The organism is Priestia sp. SIMBA_032, assembly GCF_046535215.1.
Taxonomy (GTDB): domain Bacteria; phylum Bacillota; class Bacilli; order Bacillales; family Bacillaceae_H; genus Priestia; species Priestia aryabhattai.
In genome coordinates this window covers 23,177-47,317 of the sequence record NZ_JAWRXD010000016.1, presented here as the reverse complement: position 1 = coordinate 47,317, position 24,141 = coordinate 23,177, and the positions used below count along the sequence as shown (strand labels likewise).

Annotated in this window: 23 protein-coding genes and 2 pseudogenes; 14 read left to right on the top strand and 11 right to left on the bottom strand. The window is 33.3% G+C overall.

The features are described from left to right. Positions 1-69: 69 nt before the first annotated feature. Positions 70-1,758 carry a glycoside hydrolase family 13 protein gene (locus tag SB717_RS26840; protein WP_074682725.1) on the bottom strand — a complete coding sequence of 563 codons (1,689 nt, stop codon included), beginning with the start codon at positions 1,756-1,758 and terminating at the stop codon, positions 70-72. A 555-nt stretch (positions 1,759-2,313) separates the two neighbouring features. Here SB717_RS26840 and gdh point away from each other — a divergent pair. Further along, positions 2,314-3,099, top strand: coding sequence for a glucose 1-dehydrogenase (gdh, locus tag SB717_RS26835; protein ID WP_074682727.1), 786 nt, complete (start codon positions 2,314-2,316; stop codon positions 3,097-3,099). Between the two features lie 164 nt (positions 3,100-3,263). Continuing rightward, positions 3,264-3,488 carry a hypothetical protein gene (locus SB717_RS26830; protein ID WP_074682729.1) on the top strand — a complete coding sequence of 75 codons (225 nt, stop codon included), beginning with the start codon at positions 3,264-3,266 and terminating at the stop codon, positions 3,486-3,488. A 183-nt stretch (positions 3,489-3,671) separates the two neighbouring features. Here SB717_RS26830 and SB717_RS26825 read toward each other — a convergent pair. Together SB717_RS26825 and SB717_RS26820 are read right to left on the bottom strand one after the other, a co-directional pair. Then, a pseudogene (locus SB717_RS26825) lies at positions 3,672-3,862 on the bottom strand (serine hydrolase); the annotation flags it as partial. A gap of 265 nt (positions 3,863-4,127) precedes the next feature. Beyond that, a pseudogene (locus SB717_RS26820) lies at positions 4,128-4,820 on the bottom strand (GerAB/ArcD/ProY family transporter); the annotation flags it as partial. Between the two features lie 344 nt (positions 4,821-5,164). On the opposite strand from SB717_RS26820, the gene SB717_RS26815 reads away from it, so the two are divergent. The 4 genes from SB717_RS26815 to sda all read left to right on the top strand — a co-directional run bounded on the left by SB717_RS26815 (position 5,165) and on the right by sda (position 8,679). Continuing rightward, on the top strand, positions 5,165-6,385 hold the full coding sequence (locus SB717_RS26815) for an esterase-like activity of phytase family protein (protein ID WP_074682731.1): 1,221 nt from the start codon (positions 5,165-5,167) through the stop codon (positions 6,383-6,385). 439 nt (positions 6,386-6,824) lie between these two features. Beyond that, positions 6,825-6,974, top strand: coding sequence for a hypothetical protein (locus SB717_RS26810; protein ID WP_176585747.1), 150 nt, complete (start codon positions 6,825-6,827; stop codon positions 6,972-6,974). Between the two features lie 324 nt (positions 6,975-7,298). Then, positions 7,299-7,961 (top strand): sigma-70 family RNA polymerase sigma factor, encoded by a 663-nt coding sequence (locus SB717_RS26805; protein WP_410905532.1) that lies wholly within the window; start codon positions 7,299-7,301, stop codon positions 7,959-7,961. Between the two features lie 571 nt (positions 7,962-8,532). Then, positions 8,533-8,679 carry a sporulation histidine kinase inhibitor Sda gene (gene sda, locus SB717_RS26800; RefSeq protein WP_074682735.1) on the top strand — a complete coding sequence of 49 codons (147 nt, stop codon included), beginning with the start codon at positions 8,533-8,535 and terminating at the stop codon, positions 8,677-8,679. 7 nt (positions 8,680-8,686) lie between these two features. Here the strand turns inward: sda and SB717_RS26795 are convergent, their stop codons facing one another. Next, a complete protein-coding gene (locus SB717_RS26795; protein WP_312036202.1) occupies positions 8,687-8,815 on the bottom strand; it encodes a hypothetical protein in 129 nt (42 codons plus the stop codon). A 388-nt stretch (positions 8,816-9,203) separates the two neighbouring features. On the opposite strand from SB717_RS26795, the gene SB717_RS26790 reads away from it, so the two are divergent. The 4 genes from SB717_RS26790 to SB717_RS26775 all read left to right on the top strand — a co-directional run bounded on the left by SB717_RS26790 (position 9,204) and on the right by SB717_RS26775 (position 10,559). Next, positions 9,204-9,524: a YbjQ family protein gene (locus SB717_RS26790; RefSeq protein WP_074682737.1), complete on the top strand. Its 321-nt coding sequence runs from the start codon at positions 9,204-9,206 to the stop codon at positions 9,522-9,524. Positions 9,525-9,526: 2 nt separating this feature from the next. After that, positions 9,527-9,757: a hypothetical protein gene (locus SB717_RS26785; protein WP_081350979.1), complete on the top strand. Its 231-nt coding sequence runs from the start codon at positions 9,527-9,529 to the stop codon at positions 9,755-9,757. A gap of 67 nt (positions 9,758-9,824) precedes the next feature. Continuing rightward, complete coding sequence (locus SB717_RS26780; protein WP_168797088.1) at positions 9,825-9,980, top strand: hypothetical protein; 156 nt, start codon at positions 9,825-9,827, stop codon at positions 9,978-9,980. 339 nt (positions 9,981-10,319) lie between these two features. Further along, a complete protein-coding gene (locus tag SB717_RS26775; RefSeq protein WP_312036203.1) occupies positions 10,320-10,559 on the top strand; it encodes a hypothetical protein in 240 nt (79 codons plus the stop codon). 225 nt (positions 10,560-10,784) lie between these two features. On the opposite strand, the gene SB717_RS26770 is transcribed toward SB717_RS26775, so the two are convergent. Then, a complete protein-coding gene (locus tag SB717_RS26770; protein WP_410905529.1) occupies positions 10,785-11,303 on the bottom strand; it encodes a hypothetical protein in 519 nt (172 codons plus the stop codon). Positions 11,304-11,685: 382 nt separating this feature from the next. Between SB717_RS26770 and SB717_RS26765 the strand changes: the two genes are divergently transcribed. From SB717_RS26765 to SB717_RS26755, 3 genes are all read left to right on the top strand, one after another. Beyond that, positions 11,686-12,429: a polysaccharide deacetylase family protein gene (locus tag SB717_RS26765; protein WP_410905527.1), complete on the top strand. Its 744-nt coding sequence runs from the start codon at positions 11,686-11,688 to the stop codon at positions 12,427-12,429. Positions 12,430-12,936: 507 nt separating this feature from the next. Then, positions 12,937-15,504 (top strand): bifunctional lysylphosphatidylglycerol flippase/synthetase MprF, encoded by a 2,568-nt coding sequence (gene mprF / locus SB717_RS26760; RefSeq protein WP_410905525.1) that lies wholly within the window; start codon positions 12,937-12,939, stop codon positions 15,502-15,504. Between the two features lie 491 nt (positions 15,505-15,995). Beyond that, positions 15,996-16,523: an NAD(P)H-dependent oxidoreductase gene (locus tag SB717_RS26755; protein ID WP_303533836.1), complete on the top strand. Its 528-nt coding sequence runs from the start codon at positions 15,996-15,998 to the stop codon at positions 16,521-16,523. Between the two features lie 70 nt (positions 16,524-16,593). Here SB717_RS26755 and SB717_RS26750 read toward each other — a convergent pair whose 3' ends face one another. The 6 genes from SB717_RS26750 to SB717_RS26725 all read right to left on the bottom strand — a co-directional run bounded on the left by SB717_RS26750 (position 16,594) and on the right by SB717_RS26725 (position 22,112). Then, positions 16,594-16,953 carry a winged helix-turn-helix transcriptional regulator gene (locus SB717_RS26750; RefSeq protein WP_353636061.1) on the bottom strand — a complete coding sequence of 120 codons (360 nt, stop codon included), beginning with the start codon at positions 16,951-16,953 and terminating at the stop codon, positions 16,594-16,596. A 136-nt stretch (positions 16,954-17,089) separates the two neighbouring features. Beyond that, positions 17,090-17,557 (bottom strand): hypothetical protein, encoded by a 468-nt coding sequence (locus SB717_RS26745; protein WP_410905523.1) that lies wholly within the window; start codon positions 17,555-17,557, stop codon positions 17,090-17,092. Positions 17,558-18,314: 757 nt separating this feature from the next. Continuing rightward, positions 18,315-18,596, bottom strand: a complete 282-nt coding sequence (locus tag SB717_RS26740; protein WP_098239820.1) for a hypothetical protein — start codon at positions 18,594-18,596, stop codon at positions 18,315-18,317. A gap of 176 nt (positions 18,597-18,772) precedes the next feature. Beyond that, positions 18,773-19,189 (bottom strand): GNAT family N-acetyltransferase, encoded by a 417-nt coding sequence (locus tag SB717_RS26735; RefSeq protein WP_410905520.1) that lies wholly within the window; start codon positions 19,187-19,189, stop codon positions 18,773-18,775. Between the two features lie 127 nt (positions 19,190-19,316). Further along, entirely contained in the window at positions 19,317-19,649 is a 333-nt protein-coding gene (locus tag SB717_RS26730; RefSeq protein WP_410905518.1) for a hypothetical protein, read from the bottom strand. Positions 19,650-19,889: 240 nt separating this feature from the next. Next, entirely contained in the window at positions 19,890-22,112 is a 2,223-nt protein-coding gene (locus SB717_RS26725; protein WP_410905516.1) for an RNA degradosome polyphosphate kinase, read from the bottom strand. Positions 22,113-22,585: 473 nt separating this feature from the next. On the opposite strand from SB717_RS26725, the gene SB717_RS26720 reads away from it, so the two are divergent. Continuing rightward, a complete protein-coding gene (locus SB717_RS26720) occupies positions 22,586-24,112 on the top strand; it encodes a Ppx/GppA phosphatase family protein (RefSeq protein ID WP_410905514.1) in 1,527 nt (508 codons plus the stop codon). Positions 24,113-24,141: the final 29 nt, after the last annotated feature.

Genomic DNA, 24,141 nt, shown 5'->3' with positions numbered 1-24,141 from the left:
ATATATAGTTTAATTCATTATGGTACTTCTAAATATATCTACCTTAAAGTAAAGGTGAAATTTCCATCATTAATTCTTTTGTAATTTATAAATCCGGGCTTCATAAGGCTGTAACTTTAACCCATGTAAATCTTCTCTTTCTACATCATAATTAGAAATCAAAAGTTTAGCATCCAGCATACTTAACTCTTCTGGCATTTCAAATATGGGCGTTCTATCAAAGAAATTCAATATAATTAAAAATCTTTCTTCACCTAACGTACGAGTATATACATAAAGGTCTGGATCAATAGGCAATAAGAGTTTATATTCTCCATAAATAAGGACATCATGGTTCTTTCTCAATGCAATCATCTTTCGATAATAGTGAAAAATAGAACTCTTATCCTGAAGGGCTTCCTCTACATTAATTTCCTTGTAATTCGCATTTATTTTAATCCAAGGTGTACCTTGGGTAAAACCTGCAGCATGTGTACCATCCCATTGCATAGGAGTACGAGAGTTATCCCGACTTTTCCTCCAAATTGCTTTCATAGTAGAATCCAGTGAAGCTCCACTTTCCGTTGCTTCCTTATAATAGTTAAGGGTCTCAATATCGCGATAATCCTCAATGGACGGGAAGTTGGGATTTGTCATACCAATTTCCTCTCCTTGGAATATGTAAGGTGTCCCTTCTAATGTTAGCAAGAACGTTGCTAACATTTTGGCTGATTCTTTTCGGTATTTTCCATCATTTCCGAAACGTGAAACTGAACGAGGCTGATCATGGTTACAGAGATAATTTGCATTCCAGCCCTGATTATGAATAATCGTTTGCCATTTACTCATTACATTCTTTAAATCTAGAAGGTTCCACGGCTTAAATTCCCATTTGCCGGTCCCTCCAGCTTTTGAATCTAACAGCATATGTTCAAAATGAAAGACCATATTCAGTTCATGACGTTTATCTCCAATATAGTTCAATGCTTGTTCAGGTCCTAACCCCGATGTTTCCCCTACTGTCATGATATCGTATTTATACAGTACTTCATCATATAAATTTCTAAGTAGAGTATGAACTTTTTCCAAATTAGAAAATAGCTTATAGGCTCTTACATAGGGAAGGCCAGTTGGATTCGGCGCATCGGGAAGATTTTCAGCTTTAACAATATGAGCAATAGCATCTAATCTAAATCCATCTACTCCTTTATCAAGCCACCAAGACACCATTTCTTCAACTTCTCTTATAACATTTTTATTATCCCAATTCAGATCTGGCTGTTGCTTAGTGTAGAGATGAAGATAGTACTCGTCTGTCAGTTCATCATATTTCCAAACAGATCCACCAAAATAAGATTCCCAGTTATTCGGTGGACCCCCATTTTTACCTTTTCTCCAGATGTAGTAGTCCCTCTTTGGGTTATCTATAGAAGAACGGGATTCAATAAACCACGGATGTTCGTCTGATGTATGGTTAACAACTAAGTCCATAATGATCTTCAAATTACGTTTATGTGCTTGAGTTAATAGTTCATCAAAATCCTCCATCGTTCCAAACTGTTTCATAATAGCTCGATAATCACTGATATCATAGCCATTATCATGATTTGGTGATTGATAAATAGGGCATAGCCAAATCACTTCAATGCCTAGCTCTTGTAGGTAGTCAAGCTTTGATATAATGCCTTGCAAATCCCCAATACCATCACCGTTTGAATCTTTAAAGCTAATGGGGTATATCTGATAAACTACACTTTCTTTCCACCACTTCTTTTCCATTGGTCAAGAACTCCTTTTTATCATTATTAATCCTGAAATGTTTGTTATGAGTTCTCCGTAACGAGCGAACTCTATAGCAGGTAAGTATAGATATTAAGGTAGTGTTAGAAATTATTCTTATCTGCACAAGTATTTACCCTATGTTTTAACAGAGAAAACGTAATTAGTGAGGAAGAAATAAGCGACCTCATATAATCTTTTGGCTTGAAAAAGGTAGGTTCCTATAAAAAAACTAATTCTTATAAACTATATATTTTCACTAAATGTTCTTTTCATATACATTTATTTCTTCTTGGAAATATTCATATTCAATTAATTAACCAATCAATTTTAACCATTGTGTGTCTCTAGGAATGAAAAAATTCAAACAATCTTTTAAGGTGACATGTATATGGAATGAATAGTGCTGTTTAACCATTTTACTGGATTAATAGTTAAAATGAGTTTTATTTTATATATTCAGAGGTAATCTAACAAGAAGACAAAACTTATTAGTTGTTTTAAAAAGCACCTTAGAAGAGAGAATATATCTCTGCGGGATAGGAGGATTTTATGATGTATACAGATTTAAAAGATAAAGTAGTTGTAATTACAGGTGGATCAACAGGTTTAGGACGCGCAATGGCTGTTCGTTTCGGTCAAGAAGAAGCAAAAGTTGTTATTAACTATTACAACAATGAAGAAGAAGCTTTAGAAGCAAAAAAAGAAGTAGAAGAAGCAGGAGGAGATGCAATCATCGTCCAAGGCGACGTAACAAAAGAAGAAGACGTTGTAAGTCTTGTTCAAACAGCCATTAAAGAATTTGGTACATTGGACGTAATGATTAACAATGCTGGTGTTGAAAATCCAGTTCCTTCTCATGAGTTGCCTCTAGATAACTGGAATAAAGTTATTGATACAAACTTAACAGGTGCATTCTTAGGAAGCCGCGAAGCAATCAAATATTTTGTTGAAAACGACATTAAAGGAAACGTTATTAACATGTCTAGCGTTCATGAAAGGATTCCCTGGCCATTATTTGTTCACTACGCAGCAAGTAAAGGCGGTATGAAACAAATGACAGAAACATTGGCTCTAGAATATGCGCCAAAGGGTATCCGCGTAAATAATATTGGACCGGGTGCGATGAATACACCAATCAACGCTGAAAAATTTGCTGATCCTCTACAACGTGCAGACGTAGAAAGCATGATTCCAATGGGTTACATCGGTAAACCAGAAGAAGTAGCAGCAGTTGCAGCATTCTTAGCATCATCACAAGCAAGCTACGTAACAGGTATTACATTATTTGCTGATGGCGGTATGACTAAATATCCTTCTTTCCAAGCTGGGAGAGGCTAAAGGATGTTTTTATTTATTTTATGAAAGAAAGAGTAAATATCTTTATTGCCTGTCTAAATGAAAATAGTGATTCAGAAGGAAATAATACCGGATTGAAGAAGAAAAACAGTTGGTTTCAATAAACTTATTGCTTTCAGACAAAAAAGTAGAGGGGTGTTTATAAATTGTATAGAGGTCGAGACATGACTAAATTGTCAATGATTTCAAAAAAAGAATGGAAAGATGATGAACTTACTTACTTTCATCATTCACTTCAACAGATAACTCCCTATTTAAATGAAGAAGGTCAGAAAATTCATCGTCAAATTATAGAGGAAATTGAATCTAGAGGCGGACTTTATTGTATTGACTCAAGTTGCATACATGATAAGGATAGAGAAAGTTTATAGAGAAATCACCAAATGTAAAGTTTATCTGAAAATTAGTAATATTTGTAAGGTGTCAAGAGAACCGTGTATACAATATAAAAATACAATCAATATAAGTACTGTTATCGGAAATATAAATAATTTTCGGACTGGGTGTCAGTATCCGTTTGCTTGGTAGAGCATGGTCCAGAAGTTGTGGGTAGCTCACGCGGAATCTGCAATGCCCATCCGAAATTGAGTGAGTAGTATTCCGATAATCTGGTTGTTCGGGTCGGCCGAGGTAGAGGTGCCACTTCCTCTGTCCCAGCCAAATTGGCCGATGGGCGCATAGCCACCGCGGTAAGCTCGCACCGTCATCCCCAATCCCAGCCGCCGTACTGCCCTTGTCCATTGGAAAAAAGAAGTTTAGGAGTTATCAATATAGCTCTTAAGCTTCTTTTCTATTCCGATAAAAACCATTCCGGTAACTAACCTAACTCTGTATACGATATACAACTTAAAAGGGAATTATTTAAGAATGTCGATTTGATTTGAGTGAATTAAGCTGACTCAGTTCATTTATGCAACTTGATATCAGATTGCTTAAGATTGTCTCTATTTTTAAAGAAAGCCACCGTCAGAAGCAAAAGAGGGATTATAACTTGAAGTGGAATGTCCAGGTAAAATGGTAATCATTAAATTGATACCTGTTAATCCAATAGCGCTTAATCCAATTCCTTTGCTCATGTTTTTCACGTACGGTAAAATCATCAAAAATACAATTGTTTCACCAAATGGAAAATATAAATCTTGAGTTAGGGAAACTTTCAGAGGTAGCCAAATGCCGTTTTCTAATACAGGTTTTAAATTTTTAAAGTCAAGTAAACCAGCACATACAATGAGCAGGAATCCAGAAAGAGTAAAGAAGTAGAGCAAAATGAACAGAAGTTGACTGGATCTTGCCAATACCTCGATTCCTTTGCTTACAGTATAGATAACAACAAACATCAGTAAGGCATTTACAATAAATAAAGGAGTGTCTGGATAAGCAAATGTCAATAACATGTCTCCAAAATCTCGAATGACTCTGGCAGCAAGGTTCGCAAAGTAGAAAATGTAAAGAAATGAAATGAGACGACCAATCCATTTCCCCATAATTTTTTGTGTGAGTTCTACAAGTAATAAATCAGGGTAGTAACGATAGAGTTGATAGTAGACTAAAAATAGAAGAAAACCACCTACCATTCCAAACATAATGGAAAGCCAAGCATCTTGCTTCGCTTCTATAGCAATAGGGAGGAGGAAAGCAGTTCCAAATTCAAACAGCATCATTAACGTAAAAAGTTGACTTCCATTAATTTTTACTTTTTCCACTAGATAGGTGCCTCCTTCTGATAACTATCTTATTAGCTAGAAGTTACTTTGAGCATACATCTTTCCTGACAGAAATTTATATGGAAACAAATTCTATATGTCTAAGATACCCAAAAGTAATCTTTTCTTGCACAGTTCACCTTAATTTTCACATGCTGAGTTCCCTTTTTTAAGAGTACTAGTAGTAATACTTTTGCGTTTTAAAAAGTTATTGTAGTTATTTCTAAGTTTCTATACTTGAACTGACTTTACAATGGATTAATGTTACTTTAAAGGAAAATTCATATATGATTGCTATCGTATTATATGTATCCCATCTCATCTTAAAAATTCGGGAGGTTATTATGAATAAGCAAAAATCAGGCAATTGTTTTAAAGTCTTGAGTATTATGGCATTAGGTTCCTTTTTAGCTATATCTACTCCTGCAGATGCAGCTAAAAATAATAAAGAAACAGCTGGTCAGTCGTTCCAAAATAAAAAGTGGGAATATAATACAAAAGAAACACATAATATTGGAAGCCTAAAAATGATTGGAGAGCAAAGGATCCCTTTTAAGAAAGAATTTCAAGGAACTGTTGTAGGAGGGTTATCAGGACTTTCCTATAACGCTAAGCAAGGTACATGGATAATGATAAGTGATGACAAATCGGATAACAGTCCTGCCCGTTTTTATACAGCTCAATTGAACTACGATAATAAGAATTTCGCTTCGGTTAAACTGACAGGAAGGAACTTTTTAAAACAACCTGATGGTACAAACTATCCTAATCAAACACAATATGCCGTAACAGGAGGAGAAGTACCAGATTTTGAATCTATACGTCTAGATCCAAGAGACGGAAGCGTTTGGTATACAAGTGAGGGGAGCCGTTCTCTTGGCTTAAATCCTTTCATAAAGCATGCGAATGGGGAAGGGAAATATTTAGCTACTTTACCTTTAGCGAAACAATTTAACATGACACTAGAACATGAGATTGGACCACGTGATAATTTAACGTTTGAAGGAATGACCTTTGCAAACGATGGTAATTCCTTATGGGTTTCCATGGAAGCCCCTTTATATCAGGATGGACCTGTACCTACACCGACTAATGGGGCGCTTTCACGAATTACACAATATGACCGTAATGGAAAGCTATTAGCACAATATGCATATCCTATTGATGCCATCCCAGCGAAGCCTGGCCCTGGTAAGTATGCAGATAACGGAGTATCAGAAATTTTATCTGTAAATAAACACAAACTTCTAAGTATTGAACGTTCTGGCGTACAAAGCGCGGATGGAGCATTTAAAAATTATATCCGTATTTATGAATTAGATACGCGCGGGGCTAGTGACATTAGGAACATTCATTCATTACAAGGACAAAAATTTAAACCCGTGAAAAAGCGTCTTATTTTAGATTTAACAACATTAGGTTTATCGGTACTGGACAATATTGAAGGGATATCCTGGGGACCAAAGCTTCCAAATGGACATGACAGTTTAGTTCTACTTTCCGATGATAATTTCAACCGTAATCAAGTAACCCAATTTTTAGCATTTGAAGTATTGCCAAAATAGAAATTCTAGTGCAAAGCCCACTCTCTAGAAACATAGAATGTTAGTTTCATACGGCAGGTCTAACTAGCTTCAAAGAGAAAGTTTCACCTCTGAGAACGAGGATGCTTCTTTTAAGAAATCATAAAGTTCTAACGAGAACTTAAAAGAGTTCTCATCAGTCTGAAAAGCAGGTTAATATTTATTAACCTGCTTTGTTTATTATGATTGATTATGACAATAGTAATGAAGATTATCTGTTTGTTCTTCACATTCTACTTTTATTACTTTTACAATGGAAAACGTTCTCTGGAATACTCTGAAACAAACCTAAAAGTATATCTTTCAATAATAAGATGAACTACTTATTACTTATAGATTTAGCATAAAGATGGTTTTTTTTAACATAGTTATAACTAGGATAAATTGAATTTATTAAGTAACTCAAAGGTGGTGAATCTTTATGAAAAACAGGGATAAAAGACGAAAAAAGAAACGTGATTTTTTAAAGGATTACGTAAAGAACAAGTTAGGAAATTGGAAACCTAAACTTGGCAAAGAGCCTACCTCTAACTCTAAGACGACGACTCAAGAAAATCGAAACCTTGATTAGATAATGTTTGGATGTAGGTATTTAGAAATTTTCACCATGAAAAATAGCCCCCTTTAGAAGTTTATCTCTATAGGGGGACTTTCTTTTAAGGCATCCTTATTTAACAGCATATTTTAATTCTTTTCCTACTTTAAACCCCGGACCTTTGTTGCTGGAATTGTCATTCCTGCCCCTGTTTGAGGATTACGACCTGTACACTGTGTAATGTCCCTCTTCTTTCTATCTAAATATTCTTTTTCCTCATTGCTTTTTCGACATTTTTTATACTTTCTCTTTTTTATAATTAAAGTATACAGAAAGCATAAGAGAAGAGGAGGAACGCAAATGAACATATTAGCTGATGTAAAACTAGGAGAAAAAAAGTCAATTTCAAGTGATGAAGGGATTGTTCAAGCGTTTCAACTAGGCGACGAGGTTGCTTTCAACTTACTAGTGAAAAAATATGAGTATTTAGTCTGTTCGAAGGTGAAAGTATACTTCCTCTTAGGAGGGGATCGAGAGGATCTCTTACAGGAGGCAAAGTTAGGATTATATAAAGCTGCGCGAGATTTTAGAATAGAAGGGAAAAGTTCATTTAGAGGCTTTGCGGAGTTATGCATTACACGTCAACTTATTACAGCTATAAAAGCAGGGAATCGTCAAAAACACTCGCCTTTAAATAATGCTCTTTCTTTAAACACATCTAGAAATTCAAAACGAGCAGAGGAAGACATAACCCTTATGGAGATACTTCCTCACCCTTACGCGATAAGTCCGGAAAAGGCAGCTGTAGAAAGCGAGAATAAAAAAGAGAGAGAATACATCCTGGGAGAAATGTTATCAGCCATCGAACAAGAAGTGTTTGCCCTATATATGAAGGGTCAAACCTATATGCAAATCTCTAAAAACCTAGATATTCCTCACAAAACAGTGGATAATGCACTTTGCCGAATTAAGAAAAAGATGAGGCATCAAATGAAATACCTTTATTTGCAGGAATCATCCTGACAAACACGGAATAAAAGCATGAAGTTGCTAAAAGTACTGATATCTAAAGGTGGAAAATATCTAGTACGTAGATATGTTTTTCTTTACGTGTTCTTTTTATTTATCATAAAGATACTATTGAGTAATCTAACAGAATGTTATGGAAATGAAAGAACAAAAATGGAGTACAACGTTTAATTCCACCTTCCTAACAATGAAAGGTTAGAAGGGCAACCAATTGTTAAATAGGTTTTAGGAACAGTGGGTTTTCCTTCTTTAAATAGAGAGTATATTAAGTGAAAAACCTGTAGAAAGAACAGCTTTTGTAACAGTAAGATCAGGAGAGCTAAAAGTTTATTATATTTAATTACTTATAGTTATATCTAAAATGTGGATCTATCAAAAATAAACAAGGTGCATGAATAATAACTTTGTAAAAGCGAGTGAGTCCTTGAAGATAAGGGCTTATTTTTGTTAGGATATCGCAAATTATATAAGCTAAAAGAGAAATGTAAATATCTTTTAAATACTTAACATCAAATTCAATTTGTTATATATTTAAAGATGTTGTTCAAAAAAAGCGAGGAGAAGCATGGAGAAACTACAGGATGAAACATTATTAGCATCGTATTTTAAAGCAATTGAATTAAAGTTAGATAAAGATTTCATTCTTATTCTTGAAGAAGAATTGAAAAGAAGGGATCTACCCTTCATTACTAAAACAGATAGAAGTAATTAATTCAGAATTACGCTTTTATCTGTTTTTCTTTTTTTACAACCGACATTAAGAATTCTTTTTCTTGATGATTCAGCTTTCTATTTAAGGATTGTTCAAACTTTAAGACTAACTCTATAAAACGCTGCATGTTATCCATGTATGTTATAACTCCTTGAGTTTATTTTTAAGTATAGAATAGGGTTAAGGCTTTTATTTTGTCAAATTCTGTTTGGTTTTAATGCTGAGATTTTTTAAAAAGCAATAAATGGAGACTAACGATGTTATAGAAAAGAAAAGCCCCAAAGCAGTTTTGAAAACTGACAATAAGACTTTTCTTAGAAAAAGGTTAAGGTGTATATTCTATGTGTTATGCAACGTTGGACTTTTGCATAAATCTATTTTAACATAAAAAAATTAGGTTAGTAAATGTTTCAGTTAGTGAAATTATTTAGTTTAGAAGTAGAATAAATAATAGTTCAGGATTACTATACAACTCTTTCATTTCAATATCTTGTAAATATCATAAATAAAAGGAGAAATGGTTGATGATTATTGTTACAACAGAAAACGTACCAAACTATAAAACAGTAGAAGTAAAGGGTCCTGTATTTGGATTAACTGTACGAGCAAGAGGTATTGGTAATGATATTCTTGCTGGGCTAAAGGGACTCATTGGGGGCGAAATTAGTCAATATACAGAAATGCTTGAGGACGCAAGGAAGCACGCGTTAGACCGTATGGTGAAAAACGCCCAATTGATGGGTGCCAATGCAATAATTATGATGCGCTTTGATTCTGGTGAAATTGGAAACAACATGAGTGAAATTGTGGCATATGGAACCGCAGTTATTGTAGAAGAGATGTAATAATGGTGTATATAATCATTATATATTATGTAGTGATGAGTGTTGGTATCTTGATTTTAGCCCTATTATCATGGCTTATTTGGGATAAACGCTTTCGAAACCGACACGGGCAGGGTATACCGAATGGGTTTATCCGCACGGATGAAGTTATGGTTGATCCAACGACAAACAAAAAATTGCGTGTATACTACAATCATTACACAGGAGAACGATTTTATAAGGAAGAACAATGAACTCTGTTTCTAATTTACATAATACTGTTTATCGTTGAGAAAAATATACTCGAAAGGAGTGTGCTAAATGAAAAAACAAAAAAATTCAACTGATAAGCCAACAATTGCAGAAGGAATGAATACTGAAGATGAATTGCAAAAAGATGCAACTCCAGAGGAAATTTCTAAAGGAGAATATACTAACGTAACGACTCTCTCGTTAGACGAAAATGATCCAAGCTAAATTAAATTAGAACAAATTTTTACTACACCGTTTATTTGAAACGGTGTTTTTATTGATTATTTTTCTCTAGTAATTGTCACTCTATCCCGAAATAGAGAAGTCAGAGCTTACTTACAAAGTAATGTTCGTGTTAAAAAAATGATTCGTAATGAGAAATCTCAAGCAAAGTTCTTATTGCTCTTAAACAGAGGATTGAAATTATGATTTCTAACGTATGTCTGTTAATATACTCATTCTTATTAGCACTCTTTTTTATAGCTCTTAATAGAAATTTAGTTCATCTACCATGCTATAATAAGCGTTTATAAAGGTGAAAAATTTATAGATGAATAGGTGTTAATGATGAAGAATAAAAGAAAATACTTTAAATACAATGAAGAAGATATTCTTGAAATACTTTCCGAGTACTTTTATACAGACTGCAATTTCGAAACTATAGGTTCAAAAGCAATATTACTTGGTGAGCCTGGGAAAGATCTGAGGTTAATTGGAGTTGTAGGTGATGGTGAAGATGAGGAACTTTATGAGACAAATTTAGAAGAACTCGATGGAAAAATAGATTTTAATGGTTCACACTAGAAATTTCTATAAGTCATATACAACGTCTATTTACATAATATTGTTTTAGGAAAGAAAAAAGCTGAAAGAACTCAATTTTTGAGCTTTCAGCTTTTTCTTTTATTAATTAAGTTAATATCCAGGGAACGTAACATATAAATACTGTCTCTTCTAATTCTGGTCGAGCAGTAGCTTCTTCATGAAAGAAATAATCATGTTTATATACTAATCCTACTTCTTTTTTATTTAAAAATTGAGTAGTACATTTGTTTCTTTATTTCTCCAAGGTTGTAACTCCTCATTTTTTAAATAATCGACTATTAAATTTTCACGAATCTCTTCCTTAGAAAATAAGATGACTGTGTCGTTATCCCCATCAAATAAATCTAAAGTGAATGGATTATCATCCTTAGTTAAACTTTTATAACAATACTTAATGGTTCGAATGTCTGCTGATACATAATAAGGTGTATAGCTCTTTTCGTCCCTTATATAAGAGTAATGTAGGTCTTGAAATCCATTCTTTTGAAGATTTCTTTCACAGAACAGTTTTTGTATTTTACTATGACCCTCAATAGGCTTTACAACATAAAAATAATAATTTTCACTATTTAAAAATAGGGAGAGCTTATCTTCTTTAATTAGATATCTGTTTACTAAATTTGCTCCTTCAATGCTATTATCAAATTTGTAGTCCCAGTTATATGAACCTACGCGAGATGCGGGTTCATATTTGGCTAAATACCATTTATCATTTACACTCATCTATGTATTTCCTTTTACAATCTTTATTGGGATAAATAAAAAAGACGCTCTGCCAGGAGCATCTGTGTGATAAAAAAGAATTTTCTACAAGGTAGTCTCATTATACACTAATACTTGTGGAATTGAACTAGGAGTCTTTTCCAGTAAATCTAATGCAAAAGACTTAGCCGCATCATTTAACAAATTTGTTTCTTTCTTCTTCACATTATCCCTCTTATAATATGTAAAACCAAAGTTAATTTCCTTAGGTAGTGTTTCCCTACACATTCATATATTTGGTATTCTGCTGCTGAAACCTTCATAGCTCATGGTAGAGGGCTTATACATAAAAACAACTCAATAGGTTATCTTAACGAATAATGTTTTAAAGAAGGGGATGCTTATGGGTCGGGTGGTTTTATTGGTTGGCGTATCTTTATTTACCTTGTTTGTAATGAGTGAAAAAACAGTTAATGCCTATTCATTGATGAGTCCGTTATTTTCTATCTCTCTACCTAAAGAGCATGTCATTCATTCTATTCCTATCCAAAAGAAGAAAATAGCTCTTACATTTGATGATGGACCAACATCAGATGAAACGGTACAAATCTTAGATCTTTTGAAAGAATACGATGCAAAAGCGACTTTCTTCGTCGTAGGGTCTCGTGTAGAACGTTATGCATCTATTGTTGAAAGGGAAATACGAGAAGGTCATGAAGTTGGAAACCATACATTTCATCATTTGATTTGGACTCGCAATGTTTCCATGAAACAATTGACCAAGGAAATTGAATTAACTCAGAAAGCTATTTCTAATATAAGTGGGTATCAGCCTTCATTATTTCGACCCGTTCAAGGGTTTTACAACCAAAAGCTTGTAGACGTGGTGGAACAATCTAACTTGCAAGTTGTGTTGTGGTCTCAAAAGCATGATACGCGTGATTGGGATCGACCTGGGGTAGAATATATTGTTCAAAATGTATTAGATGATATAGAAAATGGAGACATCATTCTTTTACACGACCATGTGAATGGAAAAAGCCAGACTATTTCAGCTCTCAAACGTATTTTGCCCGCCCTAAAAGAAAAAGGATATGAATGTGTTACAATTTCCGATCTATTAAAAACGGTTGAAATTACACACTAATATTTATGCATCCCCTCAATTTGTATGGGCCTAGTCTATTGTGAGCATCTTCCTTTTGTGAATTATGTAAAGAGACATTTGTAAACAAAATGAGGATTATAAGAAAAAAAGCTCACCTTTTTAGGTAAGCTTGAAAATGGAAAGGGGAATATCTATAGAAAATGCTTTATAGCATGATTAAGACTTAAGTTATCATTTAATAGTGAAAAAAAGATGAAAAAGTAAACACACTATAAATATAGTTGCATTAAAGGATTAAGAGTTTATCCTAAATAAAGAAAAAAAAGGTAATAGATAATACAAACAGCAACATTCCTTACCACCTTAGTGTTTAATATAAGTTACCCACTAACTGTTTCCTTAAAATATAGTACTAGGGCCAATTATATTTCAATATGTAAAAGCATAGTTAGAATACAACCTAAATGTCAGCCTACTTGTTTGGTACATAATAAACTAGTTGCGTGGATAAGATAACAGTGAATCTTGTTGAAAGTAGAGGGTCGTATGTCAATTGCTTTGAAACGAATTTTACATATCGGGAAATTTTTATTTCCAGTTTTTATACTAATTATTGTAGCTATTGAGGCTCGAAAAGAACTCGCATCGTTATCGATTAGTAATGCCGTACATGTTATTAAGAACATTCCTACAGGTGGTTTTTTTTTAGCTATTACAGTAGGTATACTTGCGGTCTCCATGATGTTTTTTTATGATTTTCTTATGATACGTTCTATGAAGATAGATATAACTATACAGAAAATATTCCGTGTGTCATGGATTGCCAACTCATTTAACGGTATTTTTGGCTTTGGCGGCCTTGTAGGTGCTGGCTTACGTGTCATGCTTTATCGTTCTTACGTGCAAGATAACGGAAAGCTGATTAAAAATATCACATGGATGACTACTGCATTTATTACCGGACTTTCTTTTCTGTCTTTCTTAGGATTGATCGGTGTATTAAATATATGGTTTTTATTACAGGAGAAGCCTTGGCTTTGGCCTGCTTTAGTTATTTTCGCCTTTCTTGTCCCTGTATACATTGGAATTTCAAAGGTCAAACGCAAAAAAGAAAAAGATAGAGTAGGAAAAACTGGAACAGCTGTTTTATACTGCCTCGTATCACTTGTAGAATGGTTGTCAGCTAGTATTGTTATGTATGTTATTGTTTTATTGCTAGGTGTAGAGATGAGCTTTAGGCAAACCCTAGGTGTATATGTTATATCTTCTATTGCAGGAAGCATCAGCCTTGTGCCAGGTGGTCTTGGATCATTTGACCTCATTTTTTTAATGGGGTTGAAGCAATATGGAATAAGTGCAGAAACAACCTTATCTGTTCTTTTGTTATATCGTCTCGTTTACACTGTATTCCCATTTGGAATAGGACTTGCGTTTGCAGCATTTGAAATGACTGGGTTAACATTGAAGAAAGTAGAGGATAGGCCATTTATTGCCCCTACTTTAGAGACAACCGGTGTCCTATGGGCATTAAGACGACGGTTTTTCTCTACGTTAAGTTCATGGTCTTTAGCAACGTTGACAGCCTTGACGGGATGTATCATCATTTTATCCGTTTTACTCCCTACTGCGGCTAATAGAGCACATGAACTACGTATTCTTGTGCCAAAACAACTCATACAGATTTCATTCGATTTGTCTCTTTCGTTTGGAGTACTTCTTATTCTTTTGACAAAGGGAGTTTATCATCAAACGAAAAGATCCTATTACATGATGTTCTTTGTGCTGATAGGCGGGGCAGTGTTTAATGCATTAAAAGGAATCGATTTAGAAGAAACATTTCTACTACTCATCATTCTTGCAGTGTTTTACGCACTAAGAACACGATTTGTAAAAGAACGGATAGAGCTTACATTAGTTGACGTAGTAAACGCTATTGTTGCTTTACTTGTTATTTTATATATATACGATTCACTTGGAACATGGATTTCTGAAATAACAAATACATTTGAACCGCATTATGTTGTCCGAACTACAGCCCAAGTACATAGAAGTACCCTATTAACCGCAATTATTGTGCCTGTTTTTTTACTCGGAGGATTATTATCTTTCAAACGTTCACGAACGAAAATGGTGGGACAGCCAGCTTCTTCTGTCAGTTTACAAAACTTTTTAGAGAAATATGGGGGAAATGTATTAAGTCATCTTGGGTTTCTCGGAGATAAACGCCTTTTCTTCAGTAGTGATGGACAGGCTTTGATTCAATTTACTCGTTCAGGTGATCGACTCGTTGTATTAGGAGATCCCAGTGGCAATTCCTTGTCTTTTTCAAAAGCGGTTGCAGAGTTTCTTCATGAAGCAGACAAGTTTGGATATACTTGTATTTTCTATCAAATTGAGAGCAAATGGATGGGGTTGTATCATGACTTTGGATACAATTTCTTTAAACTTGGAGAAGAAGCTATTGTAGATGTAAATAAGTTTACCCTCTCGGGGAAAAAACGCGCGAGCCTTCGTGCGACAGTAAACAAATTTAAACGAGAAGGTTATGTGTTTTCTGTGATTCCCCCCCCACTTACAAATGAGTTATATACACAGTTAAAAGGAGTATCAGATGCATGGCTCAATGGTAAAAAGGAAAAGGGATTTTCACTTGGCTATTTCAGTTTAGATTATATTAATCGTGCACCAGTCGCCATACTTGCAGATAAAGATGGTTATATTATTGCGTTTTATACTCTTATGCCGGTTTACCAGCCAAATAAAATTTCTATCGATTTAATGCGATACATCCCTAATGCCCCTAGTGGTGTAATGGATGCTATGCTGATTCATCTTTTAGAATGGGCGAAGCAGGAAGGCTATCTCTATTTGAACATAGGAATGGCTCCTCTTTCCAATGTAGGTATTTCCCCTCATTCTTTTTGGTATGAGCGCGTAGCAGCAGCGATTTTTAATAACGTACGTTATATGTATAGCTTTAGTGGTTTACGATTTTTTAAAGACAAATATAAGCCTGTATGGAACGGCAAGTATTTAGCCTATCGAAAAACTCGTTCGCTACCAGGTACTATGCTTGTTGTAACACGATTAATAGGAAAGCGAAAAAAGCAGTAAGGAAATAAACCTTTACTGCTTTTTTCATTCATCTATATTAGACAGGTGATTCAGATAATGTTTAATTATATAAATATGAGGTTCCTTGTTCTTTTGGTTAACATTATACGGGATATGCCTATTACATAATAGAAATAAATATAGTTTTAAAAGACGAAAATATGTCAATTAAATAACAAGAATAAAAAAAATAAGTGCTTTGTCTATTACTTACCTTATGGTCAGAGAACCAATTTGTCTACATAATACGTAAATGATAAAACAAAGAAATAATTATTAATACTTTAATATCTACATATCTAATATTGAATAAATGAAAAAAAGTAAAACCATTAATTGAAAACTCAATCACAAAATTCAACTTTAGGATAATGGATTTAAATGTGGAGGTACTTACCTTTATGTAATTACCTGTAATAAAAGTGCGTACTTACATATTTTTAGTTTGGATTTTACAATAAAAATCAAATTATCCTAAGGAGGAAGAAACATTGAAAACTCTTGTTATCATAACACACCCAAGCTTAGAAACATCTGTTGTTAATAAGCGATGGGTAGAAGAATTAAAAAAATATCCAGAAAAATATACTGTGCACGAATTGTATAAGGTTTATCCTGATGAGAATATAGATGTGGAAAAAGAACAGAAATTGATTGAAACTCATGGAAACCTTGTTTTCCAATTTCCTGTATATTGGTTCAACTGTCCGCCTCTCTTAAAAAAGTGGTTGGATGAGGTTTTCCTTTATGGATGGGCTTATGGTTCAAAAGGAGATAAATTAAAAAATCGTAAAGTTGCTTTAGGAGTATCTGCTGGGGTCAAAAATGTGGATTATAGTGAAGCTGGAAGATACCATTATACACTTGAACAAGTGTTGCGTCCGTTTGAGATGACAGCCATCTATTGTAAAGCAGATTATCGTTCGTTCTTTGCGTTTTATGGAGCAGAATTTGAGCCATCTGTAAGTGAAATAGAAAAAAGTACTCAAGATTATTTAAATTTCATTGATAATATGTAATGGGTAACTTTTATAAAAGCTAAAAAAAGAAGTACCTCTTAAACAAGAAGGTACTTCTTTTTAATTATGCCTACTGTGTTACATCTTCTAGAGCTTGAAAATTATTTTTCTCTCCCCAATCGCACATCATATCTAACAATGGGATAAGTGAAGATCCACGTTCAGATAATGAATATTCAACTTTTGGAGGTATTTGAGGAAATTCTTTGCGTATAATAAGACCATCTTTCTCAAGCTCTTTTAACATAACGCTTAGTGTTTTAAAGGAAATAGTTCCAATACATCGGTTGAGCTCATTGAACCTCATAACCTTATTTTCAAACAACCAATACAAAATAATCATTTTATATTTACCACCTATTACGGATAACGTATATCCAAAACCAGTGTTTTTTAGTTCTATGCCAGTCGGAACACAGGTTTCTCTCACAATCCCCACTCTCCTTCTGATAAGAATATTTTATAATAAATCACTATGCCATCTTATCACAAGAATGTAAAGTAACAGGATTTTATTTTCTATCATGTTTTTAATGCCCTATTTCTTATACTTATTATGTATGTAACTACTGTTTTTCAAGACTCTGACTAGACAAATATTCAGATACATCATTTGGAACTTTAAGACTTAAATTAAGTTTTTTAATTTCGACACTAACATAAGGAATACCCTTATAAGTAGTAACTATAGCAACCTGTTGAAGTTCCTTTTCGTTCTTGTTTGATGACTCCCCTAACTTAACCGTTCCTTCTTGATACATTTTATAGACATTCTCTTTCTTAGCATCGGCAGGGATCTCTGCAGCATCCCATTTATCCACTTTTAGTTTATTGATAAATGTATTTATATCTTGCTGCTTATCAATAGTATTTACTACTACGTCTGGATGATTTACAGATGATACTTCTACTTTTTTAGATTGGTCAAACCCTAAGTTTAATTCTTCCTTCATATCTTTTTCATTTGAGCTACAACCAAACAAGAGTATAGATATACTCAAAGCTGCTATGACCTCAATATAAACTTTTTTCATAAATATCCCCCATATAATATCCATTAATTTACATAGAAAATTTCAACACCAATTCTTTGCTATTACTATACATCTAGAGACGTAGATTGCTATAAATCTCCTGTACAGATTTAGTTAGCAGAATATATTAGTCGTATATCGATAGATATAATATAATGAAATAAAAAGGGATAAATATCCAAAATGAAAAAACGCTTGTTGAATTGGGTCATCTTCATTGGGGTTATTATTATTTTAGCTATCAGTATACCGAGAATAACAAGTAATTAAGCACGCTATTTAAGTTCACCAGAAGAAGAGAAAAAGGTAGCACAACTTGAAGGGGATTTCAGAAAATGGTCACTTAGACCACTGGATAAATTTATGGTGCAAGGTTATCAAGCCAAACCGAATGGCCACGAGTGGAACAGCGTGAAACAAAAATCCATAAAAAATTATCGCGTTACATATTACACCTCTTTTGGCATCCGTTATATGGAGGTAGAAGTTAGTTAAATCTAATATTTATTAAATGGATGGTTATAAAAATGTTTATAATTGAAACTGTTGTAGGCCTCATTTGCTTCTTTATTGTCAATATTTTATACGATACATATATTACTAAAAGAAATAGTTCTTTTATACAATTAAGTATCATTTCAATGGTTCAAACTATTATTGCAATGAGTATTTACAATATTGTTTGAGGATTTTAAACTACTTTAAGACCCATACATAGTGTACTTTCTAGGAACAGGCTAGCTTGAAAATTTTCAAGCTAGCCTGTTTTCTTCTTCGATTCTTGTGTCACTATGAATATACTTGTAACAACTAATAAGATTAAAGCTTCTCCAATAAAGATTAGTCCTTTTACATATACGTCTATAGCTTCAAATCCATTCATTTTATTAGCAGCATAAAAAGTTAAAAATAAACCAAACAATAGAGTAATTAAAGAAACTAAAAGAGAAATTATTCTTTTTTCAATAACTATACTTGCGAAAAATATCAAACTAAAAATTACTCCAATGCCTAGACAATTATTAAGAATAAAAGACATGTGCATCCCCTTAACTAGTTACCTTTTTACACCATTTTAACATAGGTATTCTTAAAAAAAACGCTGTATACTCCATTCATTATTAGTTACCATAATGTGAATTATCGGTAATAAAAAACATAAAAGCCCTTTAAAAGGACTTTTATGTTTTAATCATCTATTCAGTATAAAAATAATTAATAGATGGGCTCGTTTTGATGATTTACAAACCCTATTTCTTTATAAAAATTTGTGCTACATATATTTCTTTCTATTTCATTACATCCTTGAGTGTATAGGTCTTCTAGAGCTGCCTTAATCAATTCTTTGGAATAACCCCTTCCTCGATATTTAGGCAAAATATATACTTCATAAATGAAACCAATATTTTGCCGTCTAAAGTAATCCTTACTGATATCTAATAAAATCCAACCTTTTAAATAGCTCTTTCCTTTCAATATAAGGTAATATCCCCCATGATCTAAAATTCTTTTAATGATGTCTCCCATTTGCCCTTGAGAAGGTTTAAAAGTATAACCAGTTGCTTCCTGAACAGCATCTACAGCATTACTTATAATCTCTTTTACATCATTTTCATTAGCTTTAGTAATCATATACTCACCTCTACCATTATTTGCTTTTTATAAAATTAGAATTCTATCTGTTTACAAAGGTGCATGTAAGCAATAAATAAAACTAGCTTTGGATTCCTGTTCATACGTAAGAATTAATTTCTCTAACTTATTTATTCATAAAGATTAAATACATACTCAAGTTACTTAAGTAATCAATAATTGAACGAAAGAAGGAAAAATGAATTGTATGATAATCGTAAATGATAAGATACTCTGAAATCACCAGAATGAATAGAATGGTAATCAAGCTTTTAACAAGAGGAAAATGACGAAATTGAGGGGATAAAAGAAATTTAATAATTGTGTAGACAAGTAACAGTATAAAATATACCATCATGATCAGTGAACCTTGGAGAGGAAGGTGCCAAACTAAAATATACACAATAAGTACTGTTAACAAAAGAAACGAAAGTTCAATTCCACTAAAAAAACTGTCCATTTTAAAACACCTTTTCAACTTAATTCATACTTCATTTTTGCTTCAAGTTTAAAATTAACAATAAATTAACACCATTTTTACATATTCTTTACATTATTGTACACAATTTCATATTATATTTCTACATATTTTTTACCTACTTGTCATACAAATTTTGCGGATAAATTACTAGTCTGTAAAAAATAAAAAAGGATGACGATTTAACAATCGCAATCCTTTCTAAGTACACTTGTTATAAATTTATAAGAGCATCATTTTACGTAAGCTACCTAATGAGGAAGCACCTAATTTAACTACTTTGTGCTTGAGTTCCATCGCTAATTGATTGTTTACTTTTGGAGAATTCTTTACAGCATAAGCTAACTGGCAAAGCTCCTCTTGACTGTTAATTAGCTCTGTTTCACTTTTGTGGTTTATATAATGATACTGTCCCTCTGAATTTTGTTCACGGGCTTTCGAGTTATCTTTTAGCATAAGATTTAACCACGTATAAATTCGTTGTTGCAAATGCTCCCTTAAAATTGGGAAAAGAATCTCTACACGATTTTCCATGTTTCTTGTCATAAGATCTGCAGACGATAAAAATACTTTTTGTTCTCCATTGTGATGAAAACAATAAATGCGTGTATGCTCTAAAAACGTTCCTACAATACTTCGGACTTTGATATTTTCACTAACACCCTTAATGCCTGGACGTAGGCAGCAGACTCCACGTATAATAAGATTAATTTTCACTCCTGTATTAGATGCTTCATAAAGCTTTATAATTATCTGCTTATCCGTTAATGAATTCATTTTAGCGATAATATGACCATTTCCATACTGTTGTTGATACGCAATTTCTTCATCTATTAAATTTATAAATGTATCTCTTATACCAAATGGAGAAACTGATAAGTGGTGATAATCGGGTTTCTCTGTATAGCCACTTAAATAATTAAAAAAGTTGGTTGCATCAATTCCAATCTGTTCATTTGATGTAATTAAGCCCAAGTCGGTATAAATTCGTGCCGTAGCATCATTGTAATTACCTGTTCCTAAATGAACAAATCGTTGAATTTCTCCTTTCTTACGGCGTAAAACTAATGTGATTTTACTATGTGTTTTTAAGCCCGTCATTCCGTATAGTACATGGCATCCTGATTGCTCTAATTCTTTAGCCCACTGTACATTGTTCTCCTCATCAAATCGTGCTTTTAATTCCACTAGTACCGTTACCTGTTTTCCTTTTTCAGCAGCTCTTTCAAGACTTTTAATAATCGGAGAATCTCCACTCACTCGATATAAGGTCTGTTTAATCGCTAACACATCTGGATCATCAGCAGCTTGTGATATAAAGTTAACCACCGGTTCGAAGGACTCATAAGGATGATGGAGTAAAACATCTTCCTTAAGTACTTTTTCAAAAATATCTTTCTCTCCTTCTAAGTCTTGGGGAGGCTGAGGGATAAATGAAGGTGCTACTAAATGTTCATGAGTTGATTGAATCGTTTTGTAAAATGAGAAGAGAAAGGTTAAGTCAAGAGGTGCCTGAACACAGTAGACATCTTTATCATGAATCTCTAGTTCATCTTTTAAGTAATTAACCACTTGTTGATCATGACAGTGTTTCTGTACTTCTAGTCTAACTGCTGCCCCCCATTTGCGTTTTTTTAGCTCTTCTTCTATCTCTTTTAGAAGATCCTGTGCTTCGTCTTCATGGATGGTTAAATCTGCGTTACGCGTAATACGGAAAAGTGTGACTGATTGAACATGATGCCCTTTAAACAATTTATGAATAAATTGAGCAATAACTTGTTCGACTAAAACAAAGTTTCTTACTCCCTCATCTCCAGGCAACTCAATATAACGAGCGAGTCCTGCAGGAACTTGTACAATTGCTAATTTTTCGCTCTTAGAATATGTATTGCTACTTCTATCTTGCTTTTTACCTTCAATTTGAACAGCCAGGTTTAAAGATTTATTTAAGAGCATAGGGAAGGGCCGATAGGCATCTATAGCCATTGGGGTTAGAATGGGAAAAATCTGTTTATCAAAGAAAGATTCTAAAAAAGATAAACCTGTGGAATTAGTTTTAGAGATAGACACAATCTTTACCTTCTCTTTAGCTAATAGGGGGGCTAAGTCATATAAATATACGTCATCTTGTTTGTCTATAAGATTATGAGTAATTGTAGAAATTGCAGCTAGTTGTTCTTTGGGCGTCAGTCCAGCTTTGTTTTCTGGACGATTGAATCCTGCTTTTACTTGATCTAATAGTCCAGCTACACGAACCATAAAGAACTCGTCCAAATTGGAGCTGAAAATAGATAAAAATTTAAAACGTTCTAGTAAAGCATTCCGTTCATCAATTGCTTCTTCTAATACTCGCTTATTAAAATCCAACCAACTTAGCTCTCTGTTATTATAAAAAGAAGGATCCTCTAAATTCGTTAATTTGTGGTCTGTACTTGATGTTTCCATGATATAGACATCTCCCTTATCTAAGTGTCGTTATGTGTATAATTAGAAAATAACACCAGTATATAAACAGGAAATGAATTTTTTGTAAAGATAATGTAAATTTGTAAATTATAAATATAAATAATAAATAATTTCTACTTTTGGTAGCAATGTTTAAGTTTATATGTAAATGTAAATTTTAAGTTAAAAAAATGTATAGTTTATCTACTTTAATAACATTTTCGCTTATTCTAATGGAAATTTAAAATTTTATATAGAAAGTGTGATGGCTATATGAAATAAGAAAGAGTATTATATAACGAAACAGAATATTCTTTAAGAAATTATTGGAACATGAGAGAGAATAGAACAAAATGTTCTTGGAAAGCTTAACTTAGTCGGACGTTATCCTTTAAACGATTAAATTAAAGAGCATCTTTACATTTTGCATCTAGAGTACAAGACAATTTCTAATAAAAAGAGAGGTAGATAAGTTGGAAAATAAAGTTGGAATTATAGACATTGGTTCTAATACGATGAGACTTGTTATATATGTCCAGCCGCAAAAGGGCCTACCCTTCAAGGAAGTAGAAAATATAAAAATGGGCGCACGTTTACGAACATATCTAAATGCTGAAAAAATAGTAAGTAATGAAGGGATTTCTATATTGATAGATACCCTCCATAGCTTCCAATTGTTACTCCATCACTATGACGTAACGAATGTAACATGTGTAGCCACAGCCACTATACGTCAAGCAAAAAATAGGGAGGATATCTTACATATTGTTCAAGAAAAAACAGGATTTACTCTCACACTTTTAGATGAATATGAAGAAGCCTTTTATGGCTATGCAGCTGTTATCCACTCTACTGATATAAAAGAAGGAATTACGGTAGATATGGGAGGGGGAAGTACAGAAATCACTTATTTTCGCAATCGTAAATTAGTAGAACATTGTAGCCTTCCATTTGGATCACTGTCTTTAAGGCTTGATTTTGTAAAGGGTTCTATTCCCACTGAGGAAGAGTACGAGCAAATACGTCAATATGTACATGCACAACTGAAAGACATTCCATGGATTTTTAATAAAAAGGTTCCCCTCATTGGAATAGGAGGAAGCGCCCGGAACTTTGGACAGCTTCACCAGCATTTAATCGATTATCCTCTGGCTGGTATCCATCAATATGAAATGAATGTATCTACCGTTCAAGAGGTACAAGAGAAGCTTAAAACATTAACATTTTCTTCACTACAAAAACTTGAAGGTCTTTCTAAAGAGCGAGCTGATACCATCTTACCCTCTCTAGAGGTATTTGGGTTATTACTGGCTTCTTCAAAATCAAACAAATTTGTCATAAGTAAAAAGGGATTAAGAGAAGGCATTCTATATAACAAAATCGAGGAAGAGAATTCTCCTTCCCCATCTCTAGTAGATATGAGTATGCAAGAGATTATGTACGATTTCCATATCAACAGTGATAACAGTAGACAAATGACTAAAATAGCAAGGCTCATATTGGAACAAATGAATAAAATGAAAGAGATAGAAGGAATTATAACCGATAAAGATGTAAAGTTGTTAGAACATGCAGCATGCATTTTTCATCTCGGGAAATATTTAAACGAAGAGTCCAGCAGCCACCATACTTTTTATTTACTTTCTAACCGATCTATCTTAGGTTTATCCCACCAGGAACGTGTAAAACTATCTCTTGTAGCTTCATATAAGGGAAAAAGAACGTTTCGTCAATATATAGAGCCTTTTAAAGATTGGTACACGCAAGAAGAACAAAAAAAGATGTGCTTATTAGGTTCTATTTTAAAAGTAGCTCAGAGTTTAAATATTACTAAGCGTAACGTGGTCAATGATATAAAATTCTCGTTCAAAAATGGTGACTGGATCATGGATATACAATGTCATGATGATTATAAGCCAGAAGAATATCGTATGGAAAAACAAAAAAAACACCTAGAGAAATCACTCAAAGTATCATTAATCCCTAATTTTTATTGCTAATTTTTCTGCACCATAATAAACCTCCACTC